The organism is Cupriavidus sp. 01L45, from assembly GCF_056399885.1.
The window spans coordinates 1-23,493 of sequence record NZ_JBFTSG010000006.1 but is presented as its reverse complement, the minus strand read 5'-3'; the positions used below and the strand labels follow the sequence as shown (position 1 = coordinate 23,493).

The following is a 23,493-nucleotide window of genomic DNA, read 5'->3' as shown; positions in this document are numbered from 1 at the left end:
GCGAACGCTGGTTCCCGATACCGCGAGGAAACCTGCAGATGGCGCGATCATACTCTGGGGCAAACCAAAGGTGCAACTAGGTACAACCACCCATGCCAATCCAAAAATGTGGGTTGCACCGTACCTGGCGCTGCGCTGGCCTCAGCGCGTTCCGGAACGGATTCAAATTCGCAGCGGATCGATCTCCAGTTGCCAGCGCACGCCCTTGGCATCGGCCATTGCATCACCAAAAGTTTGCACCCACTCGCTGATAAACCGCTGCAGCGCAAGGCGTGATGTGCTCTCTACCAGCATCTGCGCACGCTCCCGGTTGAATACGCGCACCATCGACATCGGCACCGGGTCATGGAGTTGCACCTCCGGCGCCATGGGGCATGCATCTGCGCGGTTGCGCGCGCTTTGCAGGAAAGCCAGCGCGCGTTCCAGCTGGGCATGCTCGGCCGTGACCAGCACCTGGTAAGCAAACGGGGGCAACCCGGCCTGCCGGCGCTCGCGCAACTGCGTGGCCGCGAATCCATCATAGTCATGGCGTACCAATGCCTGCAATGCCGATGCGTCGGGATAGCGTGTCTGGATCAGTACTTCGCCAGCCAGCCCTGCCCGTCCGGCGCGGCCGGCCACCTGCATCAGCGAGGCGAACAAGTGCTCGGCGGCGCGGAAATCATGGCTGAACATGGCGGCGTCGGGATGGACGATGCCGACCAGCGTCACACGCTGGAAATCGTGTCCCTTGGCCACCATCTGGGTGCCGACCAGGATGTCGACCTCGCCCGCGTGCACTTCGTCGAACATGGCCTGGGCGCTGCCCTTGCGGCGCGTGGAATCGGCGTCGATGCGGGCAATGCGCGCTTGCGGGAAACGCGCGGCCAGGGCCTCCTCGATGCGCTGGGTGCCCCGCCCAAGCGGCGCGACGTCCACGTTGCCGCAGTCCGGGCAGTGATGCGGCACCGGTGATTCCAGCCCGCAGTGATGGCAGCGCAGGCGGCGCTCGGGCCGGTGCAGCACCAGGTAGGCCGAGCAGCGCGGGCAGCCGGAAAGCCAGCCACAGCTGTCGCAGGCCAGCACCGGCGCATAGCCGCGCCGGTTGAGAAAAAGCAGGCTCTGCTCGCCACGCTTCAGGCGAGCCTCGATGGCGTTGAGCAAAGGCACCGACAGGCCTTCGTAGAGCGCGCGCTGGCGCTGGCGCTCCTGGTTGATATCGATCAGGCGCACTGTCGGCAGCGTGGCGTCGGTCTGGGCGCGCTCGCGCAGCACCAGCTTGCGGTAGGTGCCCTGCTCGGCGCGCCACCAGGACTCCATCGACGGTGTGGCCGAGCCCAGTACCACCGCGGCGCCAAGCTGCTTGGCGCGCCATACCGCGAGGTCGCGGGCCGAGTAGCGCAGGCCTTCCTGCTGCTTGTAGGAGGTATCGTGCTCCTCGTCGACCACGATCAGCGCCAGGTGCGGCAACGAAGCCATGACCGCCAGGCGCGTGCCCAGCACGATGCGGGCCTCGCCGCGGTGCGCGGCCAGCCATTGCAGGGTGCGCTCCTGGTCGGCCAGGCCGCTGTGCAGCACCGCCAGCGGCAGATGCGGGAAACGCGCGGCAATGCGGCCCTGCAACTGCGGGGTGAGGTTGATTTCGGGCACCAGCATCAGTACCTGCGCCTGCGCATCCCGCGCCAGCACTTCGGCCATGGCGTGCAGGTACACCTCGGTCTTGCCGCTGCCGGTCACGCCGTGGAGCAGGAAAGGTGAGAATCCCGTGGCCTGCACGATCGCTTCCACAGCCACGCGCTGCTCGTCGTGCAGCGGCGGCGCGGCGGACGGCTCGCTTGCCGCAGGCGTGCCCAGCAAAGGCCGGTCGGCACGCTCGGAGGTCACCCAGCCGGCCCCGGCCCACTCCGCCAGGCGCGACGGGGCGGCGCTGCACAGCGCACGCGCCTCGGCAGCGGATACCGCCGGCCCGTCCTCCGCGGCGGCTACCAGCGCCTGTGCCAGCGCCAGCACGGTACGCGCACGCGCCGGCACCGCCGCCAGCAGGGCCGCGCCTTGCCCCGGGACTACGCGGTAATGCTCGCTGCGGGCACGCAGGGCCAGCCGCGCCCAGCCGTCGGCTTCGCGCAGCGCCGGAGGCAGCGCAGGCAACATGACTTCGCCCAGGCAGCGGTGATAGTAGCGGGCGGCAAACGCCGCCAGGGCGACCCAGTGCGCGCCGAGCGGCGGCAGCCAGTCCAGGTGCTGGGCGACGGGACGCAGGCGCTCGGCAGGTACGTCCGAGTGCGCCGAACGCGATACCGCCACGCCCACCAGCATGCGGCGGCCAAACGGCACGGCCACCAGATCGCCTGGCTGTACTTCGGGACCGGCAAGGTAGTCGAAAACGTCGTCGGCCGGTGTATCGAGCGCCACCTGCACCACGGCGAGCGGGGCACCATCCCTGCCCGCAACGCTTGCCGGTGCCGCTGCCGACCCGGCTTCCCCGGGGATCGCCGGGGACATCACACTGCGCCTCCCGACCCGGACACGGAGCGCAGCAGCAGGTACGTTCCACAATGGGGCAAAGAGGCCCGAAGCGTGTGCAGACCGGCGCCAGGCCGCATTTCGGCCAAATTAAGTGTGCGGCGCAACATCAACTTAAAGTAACGCTTCAAATGTGCCCCTAAGTCGATGATAGATGGCTGGTTTTCCCGGCCTCGGGCACCGCCTGTGGATAACTTTGTTGAAAACTCGCCCGGAGTTCCCGCAAACGCCCGTAAAACAAGGCTCCCATGGGCATTCCAACCCGACCTTGCCTGGATGCAATCCCTTGTAAATCAAGGACTTGCAGACCTCCCTCAGATGAGTTAAGGACTAACCCGCTCTTGCACTGCGGAAAACCCATTGATGTGCATAAGTCAAGCCTTGACAAGCGCGAACCAGCACCGAAAGGACGAAATATTGCAAAATAGTTTACTTGACAGCGCTTCTTGCAAGCCTCACCCGGCACGCGGGCATCCCTGCGCGGCGCGCGAGGCCTGCTCGCTGCGCCGCACAGATGGCAGCCCTGGGCGGGCGGTAAGACGTGCACCCCCTGTCACGTCGCGGCGACGCGCAGTTGCCGGCTGTAGCGATGTACCTCGTCCACCAGCACCGTCACATTCTCGGGCGGCGTGAACTGGGAAATCCCGTGACCCAGGTTGAAAACGTGACCGTCGCTGCCGCCGCCGGCGGCATAGCTGTCGAGCACGCCGCGCACCTGCTCGCGAATCGCGGCCTCCGGCGCAAACAGCACATTGGGGTCGATGTTGCCCTGCAGGGCCACCTTGCCACCAGTCCGGCGGCGCGCCTGGGTCAGGTTGACCGTCCAGTCCAGTCCCAGCGCGTCGGCGCCGATGCCGGTGAGTTCTTCCAGCCACAGGCCGCCGCCCTTGGTGAACACGATGGCCGGCACCTGCTGGCCGTCGTGCTCGCGCTTCAGCCCAGCCAGCACCTGGCGCATATAGGCCAGCGAGAAGGCCTGGTACATGCCATCGGCCAGCGTACCGCCCCAGGTATCGAACAGCATCACCGCCTGCGCGCCAGCCTCGATCTGCGCATTCAGGTAGGCCGCGACTGCCGCGGCGTTGATCTCCAGGATGCGGTGCATCAGGTCCGGGCGGCTGTACATCATGGCCTTGACCGTGCGGAAATCCGAGGAGCCGGCGCCTTCCACCATGTAGCAAGCCAGTGTCCAGGGGCTACCCGAGAAACCGATCAGCGGCACGCGCTGGCGGCCGTCCTGCACCAGGGCGCGGCGGATCTCGCTGACCGCGTCGAACACATAGGAGAGCGAGGCCATGTCCGGCACCGCCAGCTTCTTGACATCGCCCTCGGTACGCAGGGGATGCGCGAAGCGCGGTCCTTCGCCTTGCGCGAACGACAGGCCCAGGCCYATGGCGTCGGGCACGGTAAGGATGTCGGAGAAGAGGATGGCCGCATCGAGCGGATAGCGCTCGAGCGGCTGCAGGGTGACTTCGGTCGCGTAGGCCGGGTTCTTGGCCAGGCCGAGGAAGCTGCCGGCGCGAGCGCGCGTGGCGTTGTATTCAGGCAGGTAGCGCCCCGCCTGACGCATCAGCCACAGCGGGGTGTACTCGGTGGGTTGCCGGCGCAGCGCGCGCAGGAAGGTATCGTTCTGCAATGCGGTCATGGTCATCCTCGTAAGACCGCCATTTTACGGGATGGCCAGTCGCTGCCGGCAGTCTTGGCGTGGCGCGGCGGCCCGGGCGCCCATTCCGCGGGGGCCGCCCGCTCAGATATCCGCCGCCAGTTCCTTGAAGGCCTGCGCGGCGCGGCGCATCCATTCGCGCGCGCGCGGGACATCGGGCTGCAGGCGGGCAAAGCCGTGCGTCATGCCGCTCGCTTCCAGCGTGATCACCGGTGCGCCGTAGCGCACCAGGTAATCGGCATAAGCCAGGCCGTCGTCACGCAGCACATCGTGAGCGGCGACCATCACTACGCTGGCCGGCGGCAGGTGCTTCGGCGCGGCGCCCATCAGGTGGATGCGCGTGTCTTCGATGGCAGCGCCTTCGGCGAGGCGCCCGGCACCGATGAATTCGGTCCAGAACCAGGCCATTTCGTCGCGTGTGAGGCCAGGACCATCCGCGAAGGCGCGATAGCTTTCGGTCGCCAGCACCGGGGCCGTCACGGGGTAGACCAGCAACTGGGCGTTGACCAGGCCCGGACGCGCATGCGCATTGGCCCAGCGCGCCGCCTGCGCCGCCAGGTGGCCGCCCGCGCTGTCGCCGGCCACGGCCAGGAAGCCCGCGTCCAGGCGCAAGCGCACGCGCTGCTCGGCGAACCACAGGACGGCTTCCAGCGCGTCGTCGCAAGGCGCCGGAAATGGAAATTCCGGCGCCAGCCGGTAATCCACGCTCGCCACCGCGCAGCCCGTGTCGGCAGCCAGCAGCGCTGCCACGCTGTGGTGCGTGTCATGCGAGCCGACCACCCAGCCGCCACCATGGAAGTAGACGATCAGGCGCGGCTCGGCCACGGCCTCGGGCCGGAACAGGCGCGCGGCCAGGGTGCGGCCCGGCAGCGGGATCTCCAGATCGGCGGCAACGACGCCTTCCGGATCCGGCATGATCGAGGTGGCTGCGATCTCGGCGAAGCGTGCGCGGCGGCCGGCCGCATCGGCCGGTGTGGGTTGGCCGGCGTAGCGCTCGGCGAGACGGCGATAGTAGTCGAGGAGCTGGGGATCGATGGCCATGGCTGCTTGCGAGTGGAATTTGTCTGGTCTGTGCTCGACCGGCTAGTGTAGCGGGATCAGGACGCGAGGCGCATCAGCTCGATCTTGCTGCAGCGGTCCTGCACCGCCAGCAGGCCGGCGGCGCTGGCCCGGCCGAAGGCGACGTCATTGACGATGCCGAGCTGAAACCAGACCCCGCGGGCGCCGATCGCGATGGCGTCCTCGACCACCGGAGGCACGTCGGCGGCGCGACGGAAGATATCGACCCATTCGATACGCTGCCCCGACTCAGCCAGCACCGCGGCGGCATCGGCCAGGCTGGCGTGGCAGGTTTCCCCCAGGATGCGCTCGCCGGCATGGCGCGGGTTGACCGGCACGATACGGTAGCCGTGGCGCTGCAGGAAGGTAGCCACTTCGTGACTGGCGCGGTCGGGGTGGTCGGAGAGGCCAACCACAGCCACGGTCTTCATCGCCAGCATGCTGTGTATGGCCTGATGCATCTCGCTCACGTCTGTTCCTTCTCGTTGGGTTCCGGGGATTTGTCGCGGCCGGTGGCAGGCGGGCGGGCACAACTGCCCAGCCGCGCGAAAGGCACCGCCACCTGGTATGCGCCCTGTGCAAACGGCCCTACCGCGTAAGGCGCATAGTGCATTACCAGGCCACCGCGGTACAGGATAAATGGAGTGCGCGTATCACGCAGGGCTTGCACATCAAGCGCGCCGCGTTCGGGCTCGGCCGCGCCCTGCCGCTTCAGCTCGACCTGCAGTTCGTCGTTGAGTTTTTGCAGGCAAGCCTCGCCCGGCTGCAGCAGGTCTGCAAGCCGGACAGGCGTATAGACAGACCGGGCCGGCGCCGCGGATGCCGCTGATGCGGATTCGGCAGTATCGCTCCGCCAGGTGCCGCCGACAAAGTCGAGACTGCCGTGGGCACCGCCGCTATAGCGCCAGGTGGTACGCAGCAGGCTGACAACGCCGCCGTCGAGGCGCATCAGCTCGATCCCGCTGCGGCATTCCTGCTCGCCCTCACCGCATCCGCTGTCACGCAGCGATGCAATTAGCGCATCGAGTCGGGGGCGGCCAGTCTCCGGAAAGCGTTCGGTAAGTTGCGCGCCTGCCACTTTCACGGTGCGCTCACGGTAAATCGCCTTGCGGGTCAGCGTTAGTGTCTGCCGGCGGGTACCATCGATACTCATCCACTGCCCGGTGGCACTCAGCCCATCGGCGGAGACGGTGCCTTCGAAACGTGCACCAGCGCGGGGCTCGGGATACTCAGCCGGCGCCTGGACGTCGTCGCGCTCGCGCACGCTCAGGCGCCCCTGCGCTGTCAATTGGCCATCGAGTTGACGTGGTGCGGCGGCAAGCATTGAATCGTAACGGGCCGTTCCTTCGACCCGCTCGGTCCCGGCGCGCGAGAAAATCGTCAGCGCTACCTRCACGCCGCCGTCAAGCTCGCCCTGCCACAGCACGCCATTGGGCGCTTGCAACTCGGCGGCGCAAGCAAGACCGCCAGCAAACAGGGAAGCGGTTGACAGCGCCGCAATGCCAAGCTGGACAAGGCCTCTTGTGGTATGTGCGGAAGCAGGAGCGACGGGGGAAAAARCGGAGTGAGGCGGCATGGCAATCGATGGCCGGACCGCAAAGCGGATGGCGAGTTCAGCGAAATCTATCGGACCCGCGCCACGTGGTGATGTTCCCGCCGCCTGGCGGCGGAGCAGATGCAATGCGCGCTAAAACGCCTATTTAGACGCTTTTTTAGTTACCGCGCTTTCAACTTCTTGCAAACCGATACATTTTGTTACTGCCATCCCCAAAAGTTTCCCCCACAATGCTTTAACACAATCAGTTTTTTGTGAAAGGCGTTCCCTCCCCCAAACAGAAAGGGAGGGCGCATTGAAGAAAGCCTAAGGAAGCATTCCCACCTAGATTGACCGGATCGCAGACGATGCTGCGGTCGGTGTACCAGGTTGAGATGATGTTGGCGCGTGCCGGTTCTGGTTGGTGAGATCGTCTGAATGCGATCAATACTGTCCGACCGGATGTTGGACCACCAAGAAAGTGGTTTGCGCCTGTTGGTTGACCTGGACCTTACCCGTTCCTTCGAATTGACCCCTCGAAGGGATTTTCCCGTCCGCGCGGAGCCTCCCCGGCCCGCGCGCTTTTTTTTGTCCTGAGCCGACAGAATAGTCGTTGGGATTCAAAAAAGGCAGCCGCGAGGCTGCCTTTTTTTTGCCGCTGCCAAAAAAACAACAGCTGCGGCGGTACTGCTTCTTCTTACCGTTTCCGACGCAGGCGCGCGATGGCAGCCAGTTGCGCAGTAGCAACAGCCAGCTCGCCTTGCGCACGTGCCAGGTCGAGATCGCTGCTCTGATTCTGCATCAGCTCCTCGGCGGCGCGCTTGGCTTCCTGCGCCTTGGCTTCGTCGAGGTCGCCGCCGCGGATCGCGGTGTCCGCCAGCACGGTGACGTGCTTGGGCTGGACTTCGAGAATCCCGCCGGCCACGAACACGAACTCTTCGCTGCCGTCTTCCTTCTCGATGCGCACCGCGCCCGGCTGAATACGCGTAATCAGCGGCGTATGGCCCGGCAGGATACCCAGCTCGCCCGACTCGCCCGGCAGCGCCACGAACTTCGCCTGACCGGAGAAGATCGACGATTCGGCGCTGACGACGTCTACAAGAATGGTTGCCATGTGAATTCCTTTAGTCCCTGAAAGCTTCGGCTTCCCGTTGCCAGGAAGCAAGTATTCCGCGCTCAGGCTGAGCGCGGCCGCCGCCGACATTGCTGTCCGCGGCAACCGCCACTACGGCGCTGAAAGCGAAAGACGCCGCTTACTGGAGCTTCTTGGCCTTCTCGAAGGCTTCGTCGATCGAACCGACCATGTAGAACGCTTGCTCGGGCAGGTGATCGCACTCGCCGTCCACCAGCATCTTGAAGCCACGGATGGTTTCCTTCAGCGGCACGTACTTGCCCGGCGAACCCGTGAACACTTCCGCGACGTGGAAGGGCTGCGACAGGAAACGCTGGATCTTACGAGCACGCGACACAGCCTGCTTGTCTTCCGGCGACAGTTCGTCCATGCCCAGAATCGCGATAATGTCGCGCAGTTCCTTGTAGCGCTGCAGCGTTTGCTGAACGCGACGGGCCACGTCGTAGTGCTCCTGACCCACGACTTGCGGGTCGAGCTGACGCGAGGTCGAGTCGAGCGGATCGACGGCGGGGTAGATACCCAGCGCGGCGATGTCACGCGACAGCACGACGGTCGAGTCCAGATGCAGGAAGGTGGTAGCAGGCGACGGGTCGGTCAAGTCATCCGCAGGCACGTACACGGCCTGGATCGACGTGATCGAGCCGGTCTTGGTCGAGGTAATGCGCTCTTGCAGCTTGCCCATTTCCTCGGCCAGCGTCGGCTGGTAACCCACTGCGGAAGGCATACGGCCCAGCAGTGCGGACACTTCCGTACCGGCCAGCGTGTAGCGGTAGATGTTGTCGACGAAGAACAGGATGTCGCGGCCTTCGTCGCGGAACTTCTCGGCCATGGTCAGGCCGGACAGTGCCACGCGCAGACGGTTGCCCGGCGGCTCGTTCATCTGGCCGAACACCATGGCCACCTTGTCGAGAACGTTCGAGTCCTTCATTTCGTGGTAGAAGTCGTTCCCTTCACGGGTACGCTCGCCCACGCCGGCGAACACCGACAAACCGCTGTGCTGCTTGGCGATATTGTTGATGAGCTCCATCATGTTCACGGTCTTGCCAACGCCGGCGCCACCGAACAGGCCAACCTTACCGCCCTTTGCGAACGGGCAGACCAGGTCGATCACCTTGATGCCGGTTTCCAGCAGGTCAACCGAAGGCGACAGTTCGTCGAACTTCGGAGCCTTCTGGTGGATACCGCGCCGCTCGTCCGATGCGATCGGGCCGGCATCGTCGATGGGACGACCCAGCACGTCCATGATGCGGCCCAGGGTGCCTTGACCAACCGGCACCGAAATCGGGGCGCCGGTGCTCTTCACCGCCATGCCGCGGCGCAGGCCGTCCGACGAACCCAGGGCAATGGTACGCACCACGCCGTCACCCAGCTGTTGCTGCACTTCGAAGGTCAGGCCCTTCTCGGCGAACGAGGCTTCGTTGCTCTCTTCCAGCACGAGCGCGTCGTACACCTTCGGCAGCGCGTCGCGGGGGAACTCGATGTCCACCACGGCGCCAATACACTGCACAATATTTCCGATACTCATTTCGTATCTCCGATAGCTTGAATACTTGACGCCTTAGACGGCTGCGGCACCGCTGACGATTTCCGACAGTTCCTTGGTGATCGCTGCCTGACGGGTCTTGTTGTAGACCAGTTGCAGTTCGCCGATCACGTTCTTGGCGTTGTCGGATGCAGCCTTCATGGCCACCATGCGCGCCGACTGCTCGGACGCCATGTTTTCGGCCACGGCCTGGTACACCAGCGCTTCGACGTAGCGGACCAACAGTTCTTCCACCACGGTCTGGGCGTCGGGCYCGTAGATGTAATCCCACGAGTAGGCGCGCTTTTCATCTTCGGTCTGGGCAAACTTGTCGGCGGGGAGCGGCAGCAGCTGCTCCACCATCGGCTCCTGCTTCATCGTATTGATGAACTTGGTGTAAGCCAGGTACACAGCGTCCACCTCACCATTGGTGTAGGCGTCGAGCTGGACCTTGATCGCACCGATCAGTTTTTCCAGATGCGGGGTGTCACCGAGCTGCACCACGTGCGAAACCACCTTGGCGCCGATGCGGCCCAGGAACTGCATGCCCTTGGAACCAATGGCGGTGCTTTGCACCTGCACGCCGCGGCCTTGCAGCTCACGCAGCTCATTGGTCACCGCGCGCAGCACGTTCGTGTTCATGCCGCCGCACAGCCCCTTGTCGGTCGTCACCACGATCATGCCGACGCGCTTGATGTCGCGCGCCACCATGAAGGGGTGCTTGAACTCGGGGTTGGCTTCAGCCAGGTGCGCCGCGATATTGCGCACTTTCTCAGCGTAAGGACGGGCGTTACGCATCCGTTCCTGCGCCTTGCGCATCTTGGACGCGGCGACCATCTCCATCGCCTTGGTGATCTTGCGCGTGTTTTGCACGCTCTTGATCTTGGTTCGAATTTCTTTCGTTCCGGCCATATCTTCCTCTCCATTCGTGCTGCGGCGGCACCGTCATGGCAACGGCGCCGGCGCAGTTTCGTGGAATTGCGCGGTTAGAACGCGGCGGACTTCTTGAAATCCTCGATCGCGGCACGCAGCGTGGCTTCATCTTCCTTCGACAGATCCTTGGTATCTTCGATGCGGTTGATGAGGTCGGCGTACTTGGTCTTCAGATGGTCGTGCAGGCCCTTCTCGAACGCGAGAATGTCCTTCACTTCCACGTTGTCGAGGAAGCCGTTGTTGGCTGCGTACAGCGACGCGGCCAGCTGCCACACCTGCAGCGGCAGGTATTGAGCCTGCTTGAGCAGTTCGGTCACGCGGCGGCCGCGCTCGAGCTGCTTGCGGGTGGCATCGTCCAGGTCGGAAGCGAACTGCGCGAACGCAGCCAGTTCACGATACTGGGCCAGGTCGGTACGGATACCGCCGGACAGCTTCTTGATGACCTTGGTCTGGGCGGCACCACCAACGCGCGACACCGAGATACCGGCGTTGATTGCGGGGCGGATACCTGCGTTGAACAGGTCGGTTTCCAGGAAGATCTGGCCGTCGGTGATCGAGATCACGTTGGTCGGCACGAAGGCGGACACGTCGCCAGCCTGCGTTTCGATCACGGGCAGCGCGGTCAGCGAGCCGGTCTTGCCGGTCACGGCACCCTTGGTGAACTTCTCGACGTAGTCGGCGTTCACGCGGGCTGCGCGCTCGAGCAGACGCGAGTGCAGGTAGAACACGTCGCCGGGGTAGGCTTCGCGGCCCGGCGGGCGGCGCAGCAGCAGCGACACCTGGCGGTAGGCCCAGGCTTGCTTGGTCAGGTCGTCATAGACGATCAGCGCGTCTTCGCCGCGGTCGCGGAAGTACTCACCCATCGTGCAGCCGGCGTAGGCAGCCAGGTACTGCATGGCGGCGGAGTCCGAAGCCGTTGCCGCGATCACGATGGTGTACTCCATCGCGCCGAGCTCTTCGAGCTTGCGCACCACGTTGTTCACGGTCGAAGCCTTCTGACCGATTGCCACGTAGACGCAGAAAACGCCCTTGCCCTTCTGGTTGATGATGGCGTCGACAGCGACGGCGGTCTTGCCGGTCTGGCGGTCGCCAATGATCAGCTCGCGCTGGCCACGGCCGATCGGCACCATCGCGTCGATCGACTTCAGGCCGGTCTGCACCGGCTGGCTAACCGACTGGCGTGCGATCACGCCAGGGGCAACCTTCTCGATCACGTCAAATTCCTTGGCGTTGATCGGGCCCTTGCCGTCGATCGGCTGGCCCAGCGTGTTGACCACGCGGCCCAGCAGTTCCTTGCCAACCGGCACTTCCAGAATGCGGCCGGTGCACTTGACCGGGTCGCCTTCGGAAATGTGTTCGTAGTCGCCCAGCACCACGGCGCCGACAGAGTCGCGCTCGAGGTTCAGCGCGAGGCCGAAGGTGTTGCCGGGGAATTCCAGCATCTCGCCCTGCATCACGCCGGACAGGCCGTGCACGCGGCAGATACCATCGGTCACGGAAATCACCGTGCCGGTGTTGCGCACTTCAGCGTCAGCGCCAAGACCCGAGATGCGGGACTTGATCAGCTCGCTGATTTCTGAGGGGTTCAGTTGCATCACAATGCTCCTAATTCTTCAATCCGTCGGCCGGTATGCGCGCTTACGCGCATCATGCGGTCAGCGCCACTTGCATTGCTGCCAGGCGCGCACGCACGGAGGTGTCGAGCACTTCGTCGCCGACCTTGACGCGCACGCCGCCAATCAGCGACGGGTCCACCGCAACCGAAGGCTGCAGCTTGCGGCCGAACTTGCGTTCGAGTGAGGCGACGAGGTCGGTCAGGGTTGCGCCCTCGATAGGGAAGGCACTCGTGATCTCGACATCTGCCGACCCTTCACGGTCGTTCTTGAGCGCATGGAACTGCTCGGCGATTTCCGGCAATACCGACAGGCGGTGGTTAGCCACCAGCAGGCTGACAAAGCGCCTGGCTTCGTCGTTGACCGGAGACTTCAGGGCCGACAGGAACAGTGCGGTCAGCTTGTCGCCTTGCACGTTCGGATCGCCAGCCACCGCCTTCAAGTCGGGATTGGCGGCAACTTGCCCCATTTCCGACACCAGCTCGGACCATGCATCCAGATTGCCGCTCGACTCGGTCGCGACGCGGAACAGCGCCTCTGCGTAGGGACGGGCAATGGTTGCGGTTTCAGCCATGATTAGAGCTCAGCCTTGAGTTGATTGAGCAGATCCGCGTGGACCTGCGCGTTCACTTCGCGCTTGAGGATCTGCTCGGCACCCTTGACGGCCAGCACGGCGACCTGGTCGCGCAATTGCTCGCGCGCGCGGGTAACTTGCTGATCGGCTTCGGCCTTGGCCTGGGCAATGATGCGTGCGGCTTCTGCCTGGGCGTTCTGCTTGATCTCGTCAGCCGTCAGCTGGGCGCGCTTCTCGGCGTCGGCGACGCGTTGGGCACCTTCGGTGCGGGCTTCGGCCAGGGCCTGGTCCACACGCTTGTTGGCGAGTTCGAGCTCAGCCTTGCCTTTTTCGGCGGCGGCGAGGCCATCGGCGATCTTCTTTGCGCGTTCGTCGAGCGCCTTCACCAGCGGCGGCCAAATGAATTTGGCAACTACCCACCACAGGATGAAGAACACGACCATCTGCGCAAGAAACGTTGCGTTCAGATTCATGGTGTGTTCCTTTCGGTAATCAAACTACAGATAAATGCGCAAGRGCGGCCAGGCTAAGTGGCCCGCGCCGCCCGTCAGCATCATGCAGACCGAAAAGAATTACTTGATGACAGCCAGCAGCGGGTTGGCGAATGCGAACAGCATTGCAACACCAACACCGATCAGGAATGCCGCGTCGATCAGGCCAGCCAGCAGGAACATCTTGGTTTGCAGCGGGTTCATCAGCTCGGGCTGACGTGCGCACGCTTCGATGTACTTGCCGCCCATCAGGGCGATACCCAGGCAGGCGCCGATTGCGCCCAGACCGATGATGATGCCGATACCGATGGCGGTCAGACCCTGGATGTTGGCGAGATATGCTTGCATGACGACTCCTTTAATTGAGAAGAGACTTAGAACCAAAAAACCGAAAAACCGAAAACTTGAAAATCAGTGGTGATCGTGAGCCTGGCCGATGTACACCAGCGTCAGCATCATGAAAATAAAGGCCTGGAGCAAAACGATCAGAATGTGGAAGATCGCCCAGACAGCACCGGCCAGTACGTGACCGACGAAGCCCAGCGCGGACAGGTCTGCGCTGAACGTCCAGATGGAACCCAGCAGCGCGATCAGCAGGAACACCAGTTCGCCGGCGTACATGTTGCCGAACAACCGCATGCCCAGCGAAACCGCCTTGGCCAGGAATTCGATCAGGTTCAGGACCAGGTTGAACGGGGCCAGGTACCACTTGGCGCCGAACGGGGCCGACAGCAGCTCATGTGCGAAACCGCCCACGCCCTTGATCTTGAAGCTGTAGTAAATCATCAGCACCAGCACGGCGCATGACATGCCCAGCGTGCCGTTCAGGTCGGCCGTGGCAACGGCGCGATGGTGCGGCAGGTGGATGTGGAAGATGCCCAGCAGGCCGTTCAGGCCGGTGACCCAGTCGACCGGGATCAAGTCGACGGCGTTCATCACGGTGATCCAGCAGAACACCATCAGCGCCAGCGGAGCGATGAAGGAACGGTCGCCGTGGATGATGCCCTTGGCCTGGTCGTCGACCATCTCGACGATCATTTCGACGAATGCCTGGAAACGGCCCGGCACGCCGGCGGTGGCGCGGCGCGCTGCGGCGTACAGGAACAGGCAGGCGATGGCGCCGCACAGTACCGACCAGAACACGGTGTCGTAGTTGATGATGCTGAAGTCAACCACGGAGGCTTGCTTGCCGCCGACCGAGTTGAAATTCTGCAAGTGTTCGGCGATATAGCCGGAGGGGGTGAGGGCCTGTTCGGCGCCTTGAGCAGCTGACATGTCGAAACGAACCGTAATATTGCGAAACCAGTTGCCGGCATTTTGCCGGTACGCTTCTTGCACCGCCTTCAGCATGATTTGCTGGTCACCGCGGGCAAGCTCGTTTGAACCTTATCTGCGCCGCGCTTCACTGTTGTGACGCGCCACGCCAAAAAACTCTTGATATTCTGTTTTCGTGCCCCACTTCGACAGGAAGCACACTTATTCGATCTACTGCGCCTGGCCACTTTGCCCTGAGGCACACCCTCAGCGAATCGCCAGCGCCACCCAGTAGGTCTTGAGCGCAAGCAGGAACGTGACCAGCATCGGAACCCAGCGCAACTCGCTGTACAGCACCACCACCAGCACAAACAGTGCGGCGGTGGCAAACACCTTGATCGCCTCGCCGACCACAAGCCCGCTGATCGAGGGACGCTCGCGCGACATCCAGAGGCGCAAGGCGAAGAAGCCGCTGGGCACGAAACATACCGTGCCACCAAATAGTGCGGACCAACCCGCCGCCCCGGCGTTACCGCCGGCAAACAGTCGCCAGGCAATGGCCGACAAAACAGTAACCGCCATCTGCGCCAGCACGACCCTGCCGGGCGTCATGCGCGAAGGGCGCAGCGCGCGCTCGCCGAACAGCGTTTCCGCCTCGACGCGCGACAGCGGATCGACCGCCTCTTCCTCGCGCTCCGCCTCGTCGTCTTCCCAGGTTTCCCAGGCTGCATTACGTGCGACTTTAGGTGCGTTACGCGGCTGCCGGTCTTTATCCTGACCAGCATCATGACGATCTGAAACCACCTGCGTATTGCCTCTGCTTGTTGTTTAATCCGACCCGGAACTTTTCTGGACCGGCCGGAATTCAAACCGCACGATTTTACGAGGAATGCACCATGCGAGTCAATCTGCTTACAGACTCCTTGCAACAGTCCGCATTCCGCTTGCAATCTCCACGCGCCCATAGTGCGCGCGCGACCGACTGCCTCCAATAACGCGCCAAGTAATTGAAGCGCCTTGGGACAGCGGCGCACCATGGTCGTTTAACGCCCTTGCGTGGCGCTTACGAAGGGATCATCGCGGCCGGTCCGTGGCACTAAAACCACGCAGCCCGGCCGTTAATCGCGCACTATTTTCGGGAAGCCCACTCAGGCGGGAGACTGGCTCTCGCCGGGCTCGCGCAGGCGTGTCAGCACACCGTCGAGCGCATCGTTGCTGGTGAAGTGAATGGTGAGCTGGCCTTTGCCGCGGGTGCCCAGCTTGATCTGCACTGGCAAGCCAAGCACGTCGGATAGTTCTTCCTCAAGGCGCGTCACGTCGCGCGCCGGTGCGCCGTTGTTTGGTTTCTGCAACCTGAGGTCCAGGGGCTTGAGGGTGGAGGCTACCAGCTTTTCGGTCTCGCGCACCGACAATCGCTTATTAATGATTTGATTGGCGAGCGTGATCTGGTTGGCGCCGTCGACGGGTAGCAACGCGCGCGCGTGCCCCATGTCGAGATCGCCCGCCATCAGCATGGTCTGTACCGGCTGGGCGAGGTTCAGCAGACGCAGCAGGTTGGATACCGCGCTGCGCGAGCGCCCTACCGATTCCGCCGCCTGCTCGTGCGTGAAATTGAACTCGCGCACCAGGCGCATGATGCCTTGCGCTTCTTCCAGCGGATTGAGGTCTTCGCGCTGGATATTCTCGATGAGCGCCATCGCGGCGGCGGCTTCGTCTGCCACGTCCTTGACCAGCACCGGCACCTCGTCGAGCCCGGCGATCTTGGAGGCGCGGAAGCGCCGCTCCCCGGCAATGATCTCGTAGCGATCCGGCTCGGCCACGCGGCGCACCAGGATGGGCTGCATCAGACCCTGGGAGCGGATGCTCGCGGCCAACTCCTGCAACGCACCCTCATCCATGCGCGTGCGCGGCTGGTACTTGCCGGGCTGGAGCTGGTCCAGACGCAGCACCGAAGGCGCGCCCTCCTGCTTGACGGCATCGACAATTTCGGCCGGCCCACCCAGCAGGGCTTCCAGTCCGCGGCCCAGGCCCTTCTTCTTCACGGTGCTCATCTCGGTATCCTGTATACGTGAATCTCAGGCCCGGCGCTTAGCCGAGTTGCTTGACGCGCGCGATCATTTCCGCGCCGAAGTCGAGGTAAGCCTTGGCGCCCTTGGAGGACGGATCGAAGGCCACGCCGGGTACGCCGTAGGACGGTGCTTCCGCCAGCCGCACATTGCGCGGAATGACGGTCTTGAACACCTTGTCGCCGAAATGCGACTCAAGCTGGGCTGACACCTGCTGCTGCAATGTCACACGTGGATCAAACATCACACGAAGCAAGCCGATCACCTTCAGGTCGCGATTGAGGTTGGCGTGCACCTGCTTGATGGTGTTGACGAGATCGGACAGCCCTTCCAGCGCGAAGTACTCGCATTGCATCGGCACGATTACGCCGTTGGCGGCGCAGAGGCCGTTGAGGGTCAGCAGGGAGAGCGAGGGTGGGCAATCGATCAGCACGAAATCGTACTCGTCATCGACTTCGGCAAGGGCGTTCTTGAGCCGGCGCTCGCGCTGATCCAGCTCGACCAGCTCTACTTCCGCACCGGCCAGTTCACGGTTGGCAGGCAACACATCGTACTTGCCGGACTCGGAGTGCTGGCGCGCCTGTTTCACCGTAGATAGCCCGACCAGCACCTGATAGACGCTGTGTTCGAGCGACTGCTTGTCGATGCCGGATCCCATCGAGGCGTTGCCCTGGGGATCGAGGTCGACGAGCAGCACGCGCTGGTCCTGTGCCGCCAGCCCGGCGGCAAGGTTCACCGTGGTGGTGGTCTTGCCGACGCCGCCCTTCTGGTTTGCGATCACGAATACCTTGGCCATAAGCTCCTGCTGCTCCTGCTTGATTTCAACCTGCCGGGGGTGGGCGCCGGCGACAACCACCGGCCGGGTCAGCGGCGCGACAGCACCACCAGGTGACGCTCTGCGTCCAGCTCCGGCACGGTCAGGCGCGGGATTGCCTCGACCTGCCACTGTGCCATCAGCCCGGCCGCTTCCATGCGATCGATCTCGGGCTGGGGATAAACGCCCTTCATTGCTATCAGCTTGCCGCCCGGCGCCAGCAGGTGGCCGGCGAGCGAGACGAAATCGCTCAACTCTGCAAATGCGCGCGAGGTGATCACCGCATAGCCCTTGTTGTCCTCCAGCTTCTCGACCGGCCCCCAATGGGCAGCGGAATTGGACAATCCGAGCTGTGCCCGACACTGCGTGAGGAAGGCTGTCTTCTTTTGCACGATGTCGACCATCAGTACCGATACATCGGGACAGGCGATGGCAAGCGGCAGGCCGGGCATGCCGCCGCCCGAACCCACGTCGAGCACCCGGCGGCGCGCGCCCTCCTCCACCACGGCGGCGCGCGCCGCCTCCGCCAACGCCGGCACAGCGGCCAGCGAATCCAGCATGTGGTGGGTGAGCATCTCGTCAGGATGACGGATGGCGGTCAGGTTATAGACGCCGTTCCATTTGCGCAGCAGCGCGAGGTAGGCAAACAACTGGTCTATCTGTGGCGCGGAGAGAGCCAGCCCGATGGCGGACAGGCCGGCTTCCAGCCGACGGCGCTGGTCGGCATCGTCCACGGCGGTGTAACGTTGGTTCCTCACTCAGGCGGCCTCTTGGCTGGAGCCGGACTTGGTACGCCCCATGCCCTTTTTCTTCAGATGGACCAGCAACAGTGAAATCGCCGCCGGCGTCACGCCGGAAATACGCGATGCCTGGCCGAGTGTCTCCGGGCGGTGCTGGTTCAGTTTCTGGCCGACCTCAATGCCCAGGCCGCGCACTTCGGTGTAATCGAAGTCTTCTGGCAAGCGGGTGGATTCGTTGGCTTCCAGCTTATCCACCTCCGCAGCCTGGCGTGCGATGTAGCCGTGATACTTGATGCCGATCTCGATCTGCTCGCAAATCTGCTCGACCAGCAGGGGATCGGTATCCAGCGGCTGGGCCGGCGCGAACTTGCCATCCTGCAGTGCCATCAGTGCGTCGTACGTAACGGCCGGACGGCGCAGCAGGTCGGCGAGGTTGTACTCGCGCTCGATCGCCTTGCCGAGCAGCGGCACCGCATCCGCCTCGGGCAGCAGGCTCGGATTGACCCAGGTCCCCTTCAATCGCTCTGTTTCACGTGAAACAGCATCGCGTTTCCGGTTAAATGCATCCCAGCGCACATCGTCGACAACGCCAAGCGCCCGACCAGCCTCGGTCAATCGCATATCGGCATTATCTTCGCGCAGGCTCAAACGGAACTCCGCGCGGCTGGTGAACATTCGGTACGGTTCCGAGACCCCGCGGGTGATCAGATCGTCGACCAGAACCCCAAGATAGGCCTGGTCCCGCCGGGGAGTCCAGGCTTCGCGCTCCTTCACGAAGCACCCGGCATTGATACCGGCCAGCAGGCCTTGGGCCGCCGCCTCCTCGTAGCCGGTGGTGCCGTTGATCTGCCCCGCGAAGAACAGGCCGCGGATCGCCTTGGACTCCAGGGAGGCCTTCAGGGCACGCGGATCGAAGTAGTCGTACTCGATGGCGTAGCCAGGGCGCAGGATATGCGCGTTCTCCATGCCACGGATCGAATGCACCAAGGCGAGTTGCACGTCGAACGGCAGGCTGGTTGAGATCCCGTTGGGATAGAACTCGTTGGTCGTCAGCCCTTCCGGCTCCAGGAAAATCTGGTGGCTGTCCTTGCTGGCGAAGCGGTGGATCTTGTCTTCAATGCTGGGGCAGTAGCGCGGCCCTACCCCCTCGATCACGCCGGTGTACATCGGCGAACGATCGAGGCCGCCACGGATAATATCGTGGGTACGGCTATTGGTATGCGTGATCCAGCACGGCAATTGCTGCGGGTGCTGTTCGGCACGGCCCAGGAAGGAGAACACAGGCACCGGGTCGAGATCGCCGGGCTGCTCCTCCATCACGGAGAAGTCGATGGTGCGGCCATCAATGCGCGGCGGCGTACCGGTCTTCAAGCGGCCCTGAGGCAGCTTGAGTTCCTTCAGCCGCGCGGACAGCGATACCGACGCAGGATCGCCTGCACGTCCGCCGGTGTAGTTATCCAGCCCCACGTGAATCTTGCCGTCGAGGAAGGTGCCGGCGGTCAGCACAACCGCGCGCGCGCGGAACGTAATGCCAACCTGAGTGACGGCACCGACCACGCGGTCTCCCTCCACCACGAGGTCATCCACGGCCTGCTGGAACAGCATGAGGTTCGGCTGGTTTTCCAGCCGGGTACGGATCGCCTTGCGATACAGCACGCGGTCGGCCTGAGCACGGGTGGCGCGAACGGCCGGGCCCTTGCTGGAATTCAGGATGCGGAACTGAATGCCCGACTCGTCCGTGGCAGCCGCCATGGCACCACCCATTGCGTCCACTTCCTTGACGAGATGGCCCTTGCCAATGCCGCCGATCGACGGATTGCAACTCATCTGGCCAAGGGTCTCGATGTTATGGCTCAGCAGCAGCGTCTGGCAGCCCATACGAGCCGCGGCGAGCGCGGCTTCCGTGCCGGCGTGGCCGCCGCCGACAACAATGACATCGAATTCTTTTGGGTAAAGCATGGAGGCGCCTCCTCCGGGAGGCTGGCGGGAAATGAATCGGGATGCCGAATTATAGCGGCATTCGCTGTGGCGTCCCTGCGCCGCGGCATGTTTCACGTGAAACATGCCGCATGAATAACTCGGGTGTGTTCCACGTGAAACAAAAAAAGCCGGGCGCGATGGCCCGGCTTGGATACTGACTGGATTAACGTCTACGCATCATGCCCCGCCCTGCTCTCGCAAGTAGCTGGCAATGCGTTCGACCAGTCGGCCGAGATCCGCCTGAACCTGGCCGAACCCGGTGCTGCGCTCGCGCGTTGCCTCATCCATATACAGCGGTCGGCGAATCTCGATCTGCAAGCTGTTGCGCCGCTCGGCGGGGCGCCCAATTTGCGCTATCAGTTGCACGCCCTTGTACGGATCGTTACGCGCCACCGTATAGCCGAGCGCCCGCAATTCGGATTCCACTAGTGCGACGAAATCCGGCTCGCAGGTCGTGCCGTCGCGATCGCCCAGCACGAAGTCCGCCAGTGGACGCGGACTCTGGATCTTGAGCCGCTCATAGGCGTTGTTCGGCATCGAGTGCAGGTTCAGATGCCAGACCGCACCGAAGCGCTGGTAGGCCTCCTCCACCGCCGCCGATAGTGCCTGATGGTAAGGGCGGTAGTATCGATCAATCCGGCCGCGTACCTCTTGCAGCGAGAGCTTGCGGTCGTAGATCCGTGTGGCCGCATCCACATTGCGCCAGATCAGTCCATAGCCCAGGCGCGTCTTTTCACCTGGCGCCAGCGGCTCAGGCCAGGCGCCATCCAGCAGTTCAGGATCCAGATCGTCTAACATACGATTGGGATCGATATAGACGCGGGGGAAATTCGCAGCAATCAGCGTGCCGCCGATCCGCGGCACGGCTTCCCACAGCGATTCCACGTGGGTGTCCTCGCCGCTCCGAAGGCGCTGCCGCGGGATGGCCGCACCGAAGTCCTGCGGGTAGCACGTGCCGCTGTGCGGCGAATCGCAAACCAGCGGCAAGGCCTGAGCCTGCGGCGCGGACTGGACAAAGGGTTCGAAGCTATCATTCATGCAATCAATCCAGTTTGATATTGGCGGCCTTGGCGACGCGCGCATAGCGCGTCATGGCCTGCTGGATCTGCACCTTGAAGCCATCCGGCGTGGTCGGCACGAGCGTGCCGCCGGACTCTTCCACCTTGCGCTTGAACTCCGGGTTCTGCATGGCCTTGTGGATGGCGCTGTTGAGCTTCTCGACAATAGCCGGCGGCGTGCCCGCGGGTGCCACGATGCCGAACCAGCCGCCATCCCCCATCTCCTTGTAGCCCAGTTCCGCGTAGGTCGGCACGTTGAGCAACTGCGGTGAACGAACTGCGCCCAGCACAGCGAGCGCGCGCAGCCGGCCGGATTTCACGTGGGGCAGCGTGGACGACAGGTTGTCGGTGATCGCATTGACCTGCCCCGCCACCGCATCGTTGAGTGCCAGGCCGGCGCCCTTGTAAGGTACGTGCAGCAGGTCGATCTTGGCCAGCATCATGAAGTTCTCGATATTCACATGGCCCAGCGAACCCGCGCCCGGTGAAGCGAAACTGTACTTGCCGGGGTTGGCACGGACCAGGGCAACGAACTCCTGCATGGTCTTGGCCGGCACGCTCGGATGCACGGCGAACACACTGGGGATCGCCACCACATTGGTGACTGGCGCGAAATCCTTGATCGGGTCGTAATTCAGCTTGGGGTACACGGCCGGGTTGGAACCGTGCGTGCTGACGGTAGCCATGCCGATGGTATATCCATCCGGAGCCGCGCGCGCGACCTGCTCCATGCCAAGCGAGCCGCCGGCACCGCCCTTGTTCTCCACCACGATCGACTGGCCCAGTTCACGGCCGCCGAACTCCGCCACCAGGCGCGCCGACAGGTCAGTCGAACCGCCCGCGGCAAAAGGTACGACCAGGCGGATCGGGCGGTTCGGATAGTTGGCCTGCGCGAACGCGCCGCCAGCGGCAGAGAGGCTGGCGCATGCCGCCAGGCAGGACAGGACAAAATGCCGGCGCGGCAAACTGGCTCGGATCATGGGGTTTTCTCCTTGGAGTTATATGGGAAGGTGGCCAAGTGTCGGCAGTTTACCGGGTCCGCACAAACGACTATATTGCACGGTTGCATTACCAAAGCTCATTCTCGGCTCCGCCCTCCCCCAATGCGGCTACGCTCGCCCTCGATGTCCGAACTGCATGCCTTTGCCGCCGCCGCGCGGCTGGGCAGCTTTACGCGTGCGGCCGAGGATCTGTGTGTCACCCAGGGGGCGATCAGCCGCGCCATTGCCCGTCTCGAATCGCACTTTGGCCAGCCCCTTCTCCAGCGCAATGCGCATCGCCTGACCCTGACGGATGCCGGCCGGCAACTGCTCGACTCGGTGGCCGGCCCGCTGGCAGCCATTGAGCACGCCAGCGCCGCCCTGCTCTCTCGCGACCGTCAGCATCACCTCACGCTGTCCGCGGTGCCCACGCTGGCCAGCGTATGGCTGATACCAAGGCTGCCGGATTTCCACCGTCGCTACCCCGAGATCCGCCTGGACTTTGTGCCGTACCGGCGCAACGAGGATTTCACAGGCCCGGCGCCGGATGCTGCAATCCTGGCCGGCACCCCGGACCGCTGGCCAAGCCTGCAATGCGACTACGTGATCGGCAGCGAGATGGTACCCATCTGTCATCCCGACCGGGCCCGCGCCCGCCATGAGGCTGGACGATGGTCCGAGCCGGCAGAACTGCTGCAAGAACCCTTGCTCTACCACACCACCGCCCCTGCCAACTGGCAACACTGGCTGTATGCGGCAGGCGTACCCAGTGCTGCGCCGGCGCTTGCCACGGGCTTCGACCAGGTCTCGATTCTGGTCCAGGCGGTCAAGGCGGACATGGGGGTGGCCGTACTGCAGCGCTGTCTGGTACGGGATGAGATTGCCGCGGGGCTCGTGGTGGCGCCGTTCGATTTGCCGATCAGGCTGACGCGGGGGTACTTTCTGTGTGCGCCGAGGGAGAGGCGGGACCATCCCGCATTTGCCAAGTTTCGTGCGTGGCTACTTGGCATGGCGGCGCATGATCCCGACGTGCTGCAGGCCAATCAGGAAAATTCACCAGACAAATAACAGAAGGAAAAATTCTGTAAATTATTTTTGTTCGCCGAATAGTCACTCGCCTCTTGGTACGCGGATATCTACACAACGAATTGATCGCCAATTCGTATATGCATTTACATTCTTTCCATAGATATATAGCGTACCTATCGCTGCGCTAACCATGGATCAAGAACGCATCTGTGGGGTCCGGCTTCTTGCCATCCAATCCACAAATAGTAATGACTGGAAATGCCAGTTATTATTCGTCGTATAAATTCCGACAATCAATAAGGCCTAGGCCGCCTTCTTCGCCAGCCCCAGATACGTCTCGATCACCTTCGGATTCGCCGCCAGCTCCGCCGCCGGCCCCTCCATCGCCATGTCCCCCGTCTCGATCACATACCCATAGTCCGCCACCTGCAGCGCCGCGCGTGCGTTCTGCTCGATCAGCAGTGTCGCCACACCGGTCTTGCGCAGGTCGTTGATGATGTGGAAGATTTCCTTCACGATCAGCGGCGCCAGCCCGAGGCTTGAGGCTTG

Annotated in this window: 21 protein-coding genes and 1 pseudogene; 1 reads left to right on the top strand and 21 read right to left on the bottom strand. The window is 63.6% G+C overall.

Going from position 1 to position 23,493, the window contains the following annotated elements; genetic code table 11:
* Window positions 1-162: 162 nt before the first annotated feature.
* The 20 genes from AC1DT6_RS05580 to AC1DT6_RS05485 form a co-directional block, all read right to left on the bottom strand.
* Window positions 163-2,481 (bottom strand): primosomal protein N', encoded by a 2,319-nt coding sequence (locus tag AC1DT6_RS05580; protein WP_441632243.1) that lies wholly within the window; start codon window positions 2,479-2,481, stop codon window positions 163-165.
* A 574-nt stretch (window positions 2,482-3,055) separates the two neighbouring features.
* Entirely contained in the window at window positions 3,056-4,153 is a 1,098-nt protein-coding gene (gene hemE, locus AC1DT6_RS05575; protein WP_477114543.1) for a uroporphyrinogen decarboxylase, read from the bottom strand.
* A 96-nt stretch (window positions 4,154-4,249) separates the two neighbouring features.
* On the bottom strand, window positions 4,250-5,206 hold the full coding sequence (locus tag AC1DT6_RS05570; RefSeq protein WP_441632239.1) for an alpha/beta hydrolase: 957 nt from the start codon (window positions 5,204-5,206) through the stop codon (window positions 4,250-4,252).
* Window positions 5,207-5,262: 56 nt separating this feature from the next.
* Window positions 5,263-5,685: a CoA-binding protein gene (locus AC1DT6_RS05565; RefSeq protein ID WP_035873322.1), complete on the bottom strand. Its 423-nt coding sequence runs from the start codon at window positions 5,683-5,685 to the stop codon at window positions 5,263-5,265.
* Between the two features lie 5 nt (window positions 5,686-5,690).
* Window positions 5,691-6,668: an RsiV family protein gene (locus AC1DT6_RS05560; protein WP_477114542.1), complete on the bottom strand. Its 978-nt coding sequence runs from the start codon at window positions 6,666-6,668 to the stop codon at window positions 5,691-5,693.
* 787 nt (window positions 6,669-7,455) lie between these two features.
* Complete coding sequence (locus AC1DT6_RS05555) at window positions 7,456-7,872, bottom strand: F0F1 ATP synthase subunit epsilon (protein ID WP_035873030.1); 417 nt, start codon at window positions 7,870-7,872, stop codon at window positions 7,456-7,458.
* Window positions 7,873-8,011: 139 nt separating this feature from the next.
* Window positions 8,012-9,415, bottom strand: a complete 1,404-nt coding sequence (gene atpD / locus AC1DT6_RS05550; protein ID WP_441632234.1) for a F0F1 ATP synthase subunit beta — start codon at window positions 9,413-9,415, stop codon at window positions 8,012-8,014.
* Between the two features lie 33 nt (window positions 9,416-9,448).
* A complete protein-coding gene (atpG, locus tag AC1DT6_RS05545; RefSeq protein ID WP_477114541.1) occupies window positions 9,449-10,324 on the bottom strand; it encodes a F0F1 ATP synthase subunit gamma in 876 nt (291 codons plus the stop codon).
* Window positions 10,325-10,398: 74 nt separating this feature from the next.
* Window positions 10,399-11,940, bottom strand: a complete 1,542-nt coding sequence (atpA, locus tag AC1DT6_RS05540; protein ID WP_276287619.1) for a F0F1 ATP synthase subunit alpha — start codon at window positions 11,938-11,940, stop codon at window positions 10,399-10,401.
* Between the two features lie 52 nt (window positions 11,941-11,992).
* Complete coding sequence (locus AC1DT6_RS05535; RefSeq protein ID WP_441632230.1) at window positions 11,993-12,532, bottom strand: F0F1 ATP synthase subunit delta; 540 nt, start codon at window positions 12,530-12,532, stop codon at window positions 11,993-11,995.
* A gap of 2 nt (window positions 12,533-12,534) precedes the next feature.
* Window positions 12,535-13,005, bottom strand: a complete 471-nt coding sequence (locus AC1DT6_RS05530; protein WP_441632228.1) for a F0F1 ATP synthase subunit B — start codon at window positions 13,003-13,005, stop codon at window positions 12,535-12,537.
* 99 nt (window positions 13,006-13,104) lie between these two features.
* Window positions 13,105-13,371: a F0F1 ATP synthase subunit C gene (gene atpE / locus AC1DT6_RS05525; RefSeq protein WP_006157246.1), complete on the bottom strand. Its 267-nt coding sequence runs from the start codon at window positions 13,369-13,371 to the stop codon at window positions 13,105-13,107.
* 63 nt (window positions 13,372-13,434) lie between these two features.
* Window positions 13,435-14,298, bottom strand: a complete 864-nt coding sequence (gene atpB / locus AC1DT6_RS05520) for a F0F1 ATP synthase subunit A (RefSeq protein WP_441632227.1) — start codon at window positions 14,296-14,298, stop codon at window positions 13,435-13,437.
* Window positions 14,299-14,544: 246 nt separating this feature from the next.
* Entirely contained in the window at window positions 14,545-15,081 is a 537-nt protein-coding gene (locus AC1DT6_RS05515) for an ATP synthase subunit I (RefSeq protein ID WP_441632225.1), read from the bottom strand.
* Window positions 15,082-15,425: 344 nt separating this feature from the next.
* Window positions 15,426-16,328: a ParB/RepB/Spo0J family partition protein gene (locus AC1DT6_RS05510; protein WP_441632223.1), complete on the bottom strand. Its 903-nt coding sequence runs from the start codon at window positions 16,326-16,328 to the stop codon at window positions 15,426-15,428.
* 37 nt (window positions 16,329-16,365) lie between these two features.
* Window positions 16,366-17,139 (bottom strand): ParA family protein, encoded by a 774-nt coding sequence (locus tag AC1DT6_RS05505; RefSeq protein WP_035873008.1) that lies wholly within the window; start codon window positions 17,137-17,139, stop codon window positions 16,366-16,368.
* A 68-nt stretch (window positions 17,140-17,207) separates the two neighbouring features.
* The gene (gene rsmG, locus AC1DT6_RS05500; RefSeq protein WP_441632221.1) at window positions 17,208-17,915 is read right to left on the bottom strand and encodes a 16S rRNA (guanine(527)-N(7))-methyltransferase RsmG; all 708 of its coding nucleotides are present in this window, start codon (window positions 17,913-17,915) and stop codon (window positions 17,208-17,210) included.
* Window positions 17,916-19,856, bottom strand: a complete 1,941-nt coding sequence (gene mnmG / locus AC1DT6_RS05495) for a tRNA uridine-5-carboxymethylaminomethyl(34) synthesis enzyme MnmG (RefSeq protein ID WP_441632219.1) — start codon at window positions 19,854-19,856, stop codon at window positions 17,916-17,918. It lies immediately after the preceding gene.
* Between the two features lie 198 nt (window positions 19,857-20,054).
* Entirely contained in the window at window positions 20,055-20,915 is an 861-nt protein-coding gene (locus AC1DT6_RS05490; protein ID WP_441632217.1) for an N-formylglutamate amidohydrolase, read from the bottom strand.
* A gap of 4 nt (window positions 20,916-20,919) precedes the next feature.
* Entirely contained in the window at window positions 20,920-21,915 is a 996-nt protein-coding gene (locus AC1DT6_RS05485) for a tripartite tricarboxylate transporter substrate binding protein BugE (RefSeq protein ID WP_441632215.1), read from the bottom strand.
* A 123-nt stretch (window positions 21,916-22,038) separates the two neighbouring features.
* Between AC1DT6_RS05485 and AC1DT6_RS05480 the strand changes: the two genes are divergently transcribed.
* Window positions 22,039-22,983 carry a LysR substrate-binding domain-containing protein gene (locus tag AC1DT6_RS05480; RefSeq protein ID WP_441632213.1) on the top strand — a complete coding sequence of 315 codons (945 nt, stop codon included), beginning with the start codon at window positions 22,039-22,041 and terminating at the stop codon, window positions 22,981-22,983.
* A gap of 264 nt (window positions 22,984-23,247) precedes the next feature.
* Here the strand turns inward: AC1DT6_RS05480 and AC1DT6_RS05475 are convergent.
* Window positions 23,248-23,493, bottom strand: a pseudogene (locus AC1DT6_RS05475) (ABC transporter ATP-binding protein); the annotation flags it as partial.

What these genes read in the sequence shown, in the direction of transcription:
- atpA (WP_276287619.1), bottom strand. Translation starts at nt 11,940, where the DNA reads ATGCAACTGAACCCCTCAGAAATCAGCGAGCTGATCAAGTCCCGCATC.
- AC1DT6_RS05480 (WP_441632213.1), top strand. Translation starts at nt 22,039, where the DNA reads ATGCGGCTACGCTCGCCCTCGATGTCCGAACTGCATGCCTTTGCCGCC.
- atpD (WP_441632234.1), bottom strand. Translation starts at nt 9,415, where the DNA reads ATGAGTATCGGAAATATTGTGCAGTGTATTGGCGCCGTGGTGGACATC.
- AC1DT6_RS05490 (WP_441632217.1), bottom strand. Translation starts at nt 20,915, where the DNA reads ATGAATGATAGCTTCGAACCCTTTGTCCAGTCCGCGCCGCAGGCTCAG.
- AC1DT6_RS05570 (WP_441632239.1), bottom strand. Translation starts at nt 5,206, where the DNA reads ATGGCCATCGATCCCCAGCTCCTCGACTACTATCGCCGTCTCGCCGAG.
- AC1DT6_RS05505 (WP_035873008.1), bottom strand. Translation starts at nt 17,139, where the DNA reads ATGGCCAAGGTATTCGTGATCGCAAACCAGAAGGGCGGCGTCGGCAAG.
- atpB (WP_441632227.1), bottom strand. Translation starts at nt 14,298, where the DNA reads ATGTCAGCTGCTCAAGGCGCCGAACAGGCCCTCACCCCCTCCGGCTAT.
- mnmG (WP_441632219.1), bottom strand. Translation starts at nt 19,856, where the DNA reads ATGCTTTACCCAAAAGAATTCGATGTCATTGTTGTCGGCGGCGGCCAC.
- AC1DT6_RS05530 (WP_441632228.1), bottom strand. Translation starts at nt 13,005, where the DNA reads ATGAATCTGAACGCAACGTTTCTTGCGCAGATGGTCGTGTTCTTCATC.
- atpE (WP_006157246.1), bottom strand. Translation starts at nt 13,371, where the DNA reads ATGCAAGCATATCTCGCCAACATCCAGGGTCTGACCGCCATCGGTATC.
- AC1DT6_RS05565 (WP_035873322.1), bottom strand. Translation starts at nt 5,685, where the DNA reads ATGCATCAGGCCATACACAGCATGCTGGCGATGAAGACCGTGGCTGTG.
- AC1DT6_RS05580 (WP_441632243.1), bottom strand. Translation starts at nt 2,481, where the DNA reads ATGTCCCCGGCGATCCCCGGGGAAGCCGGGTCGGCAGCGGCACCGGCA.
- AC1DT6_RS05485 (WP_441632215.1), bottom strand. Translation starts at nt 21,915, where the DNA reads ATGATCCGAGCCAGTTTGCCGCGCCGGCATTTTGTCCTGTCCTGCCTG.
- AC1DT6_RS05510 (WP_441632223.1), bottom strand. Translation starts at nt 16,328, where the DNA reads ATGAGCACCGTGAAGAAGAAGGGCCTGGGCCGCGGACTGGAAGCCCTG.
- AC1DT6_RS05535 (WP_441632230.1), bottom strand. Translation starts at nt 12,532, where the DNA reads ATGGCTGAAACCGCAACCATTGCCCGTCCCTACGCAGAGGCGCTGTTC.
- AC1DT6_RS05555 (WP_035873030.1), bottom strand. Translation starts at nt 7,872, where the DNA reads ATGGCAACCATTCTTGTAGACGTCGTCAGCGCCGAATCGTCGATCTTC.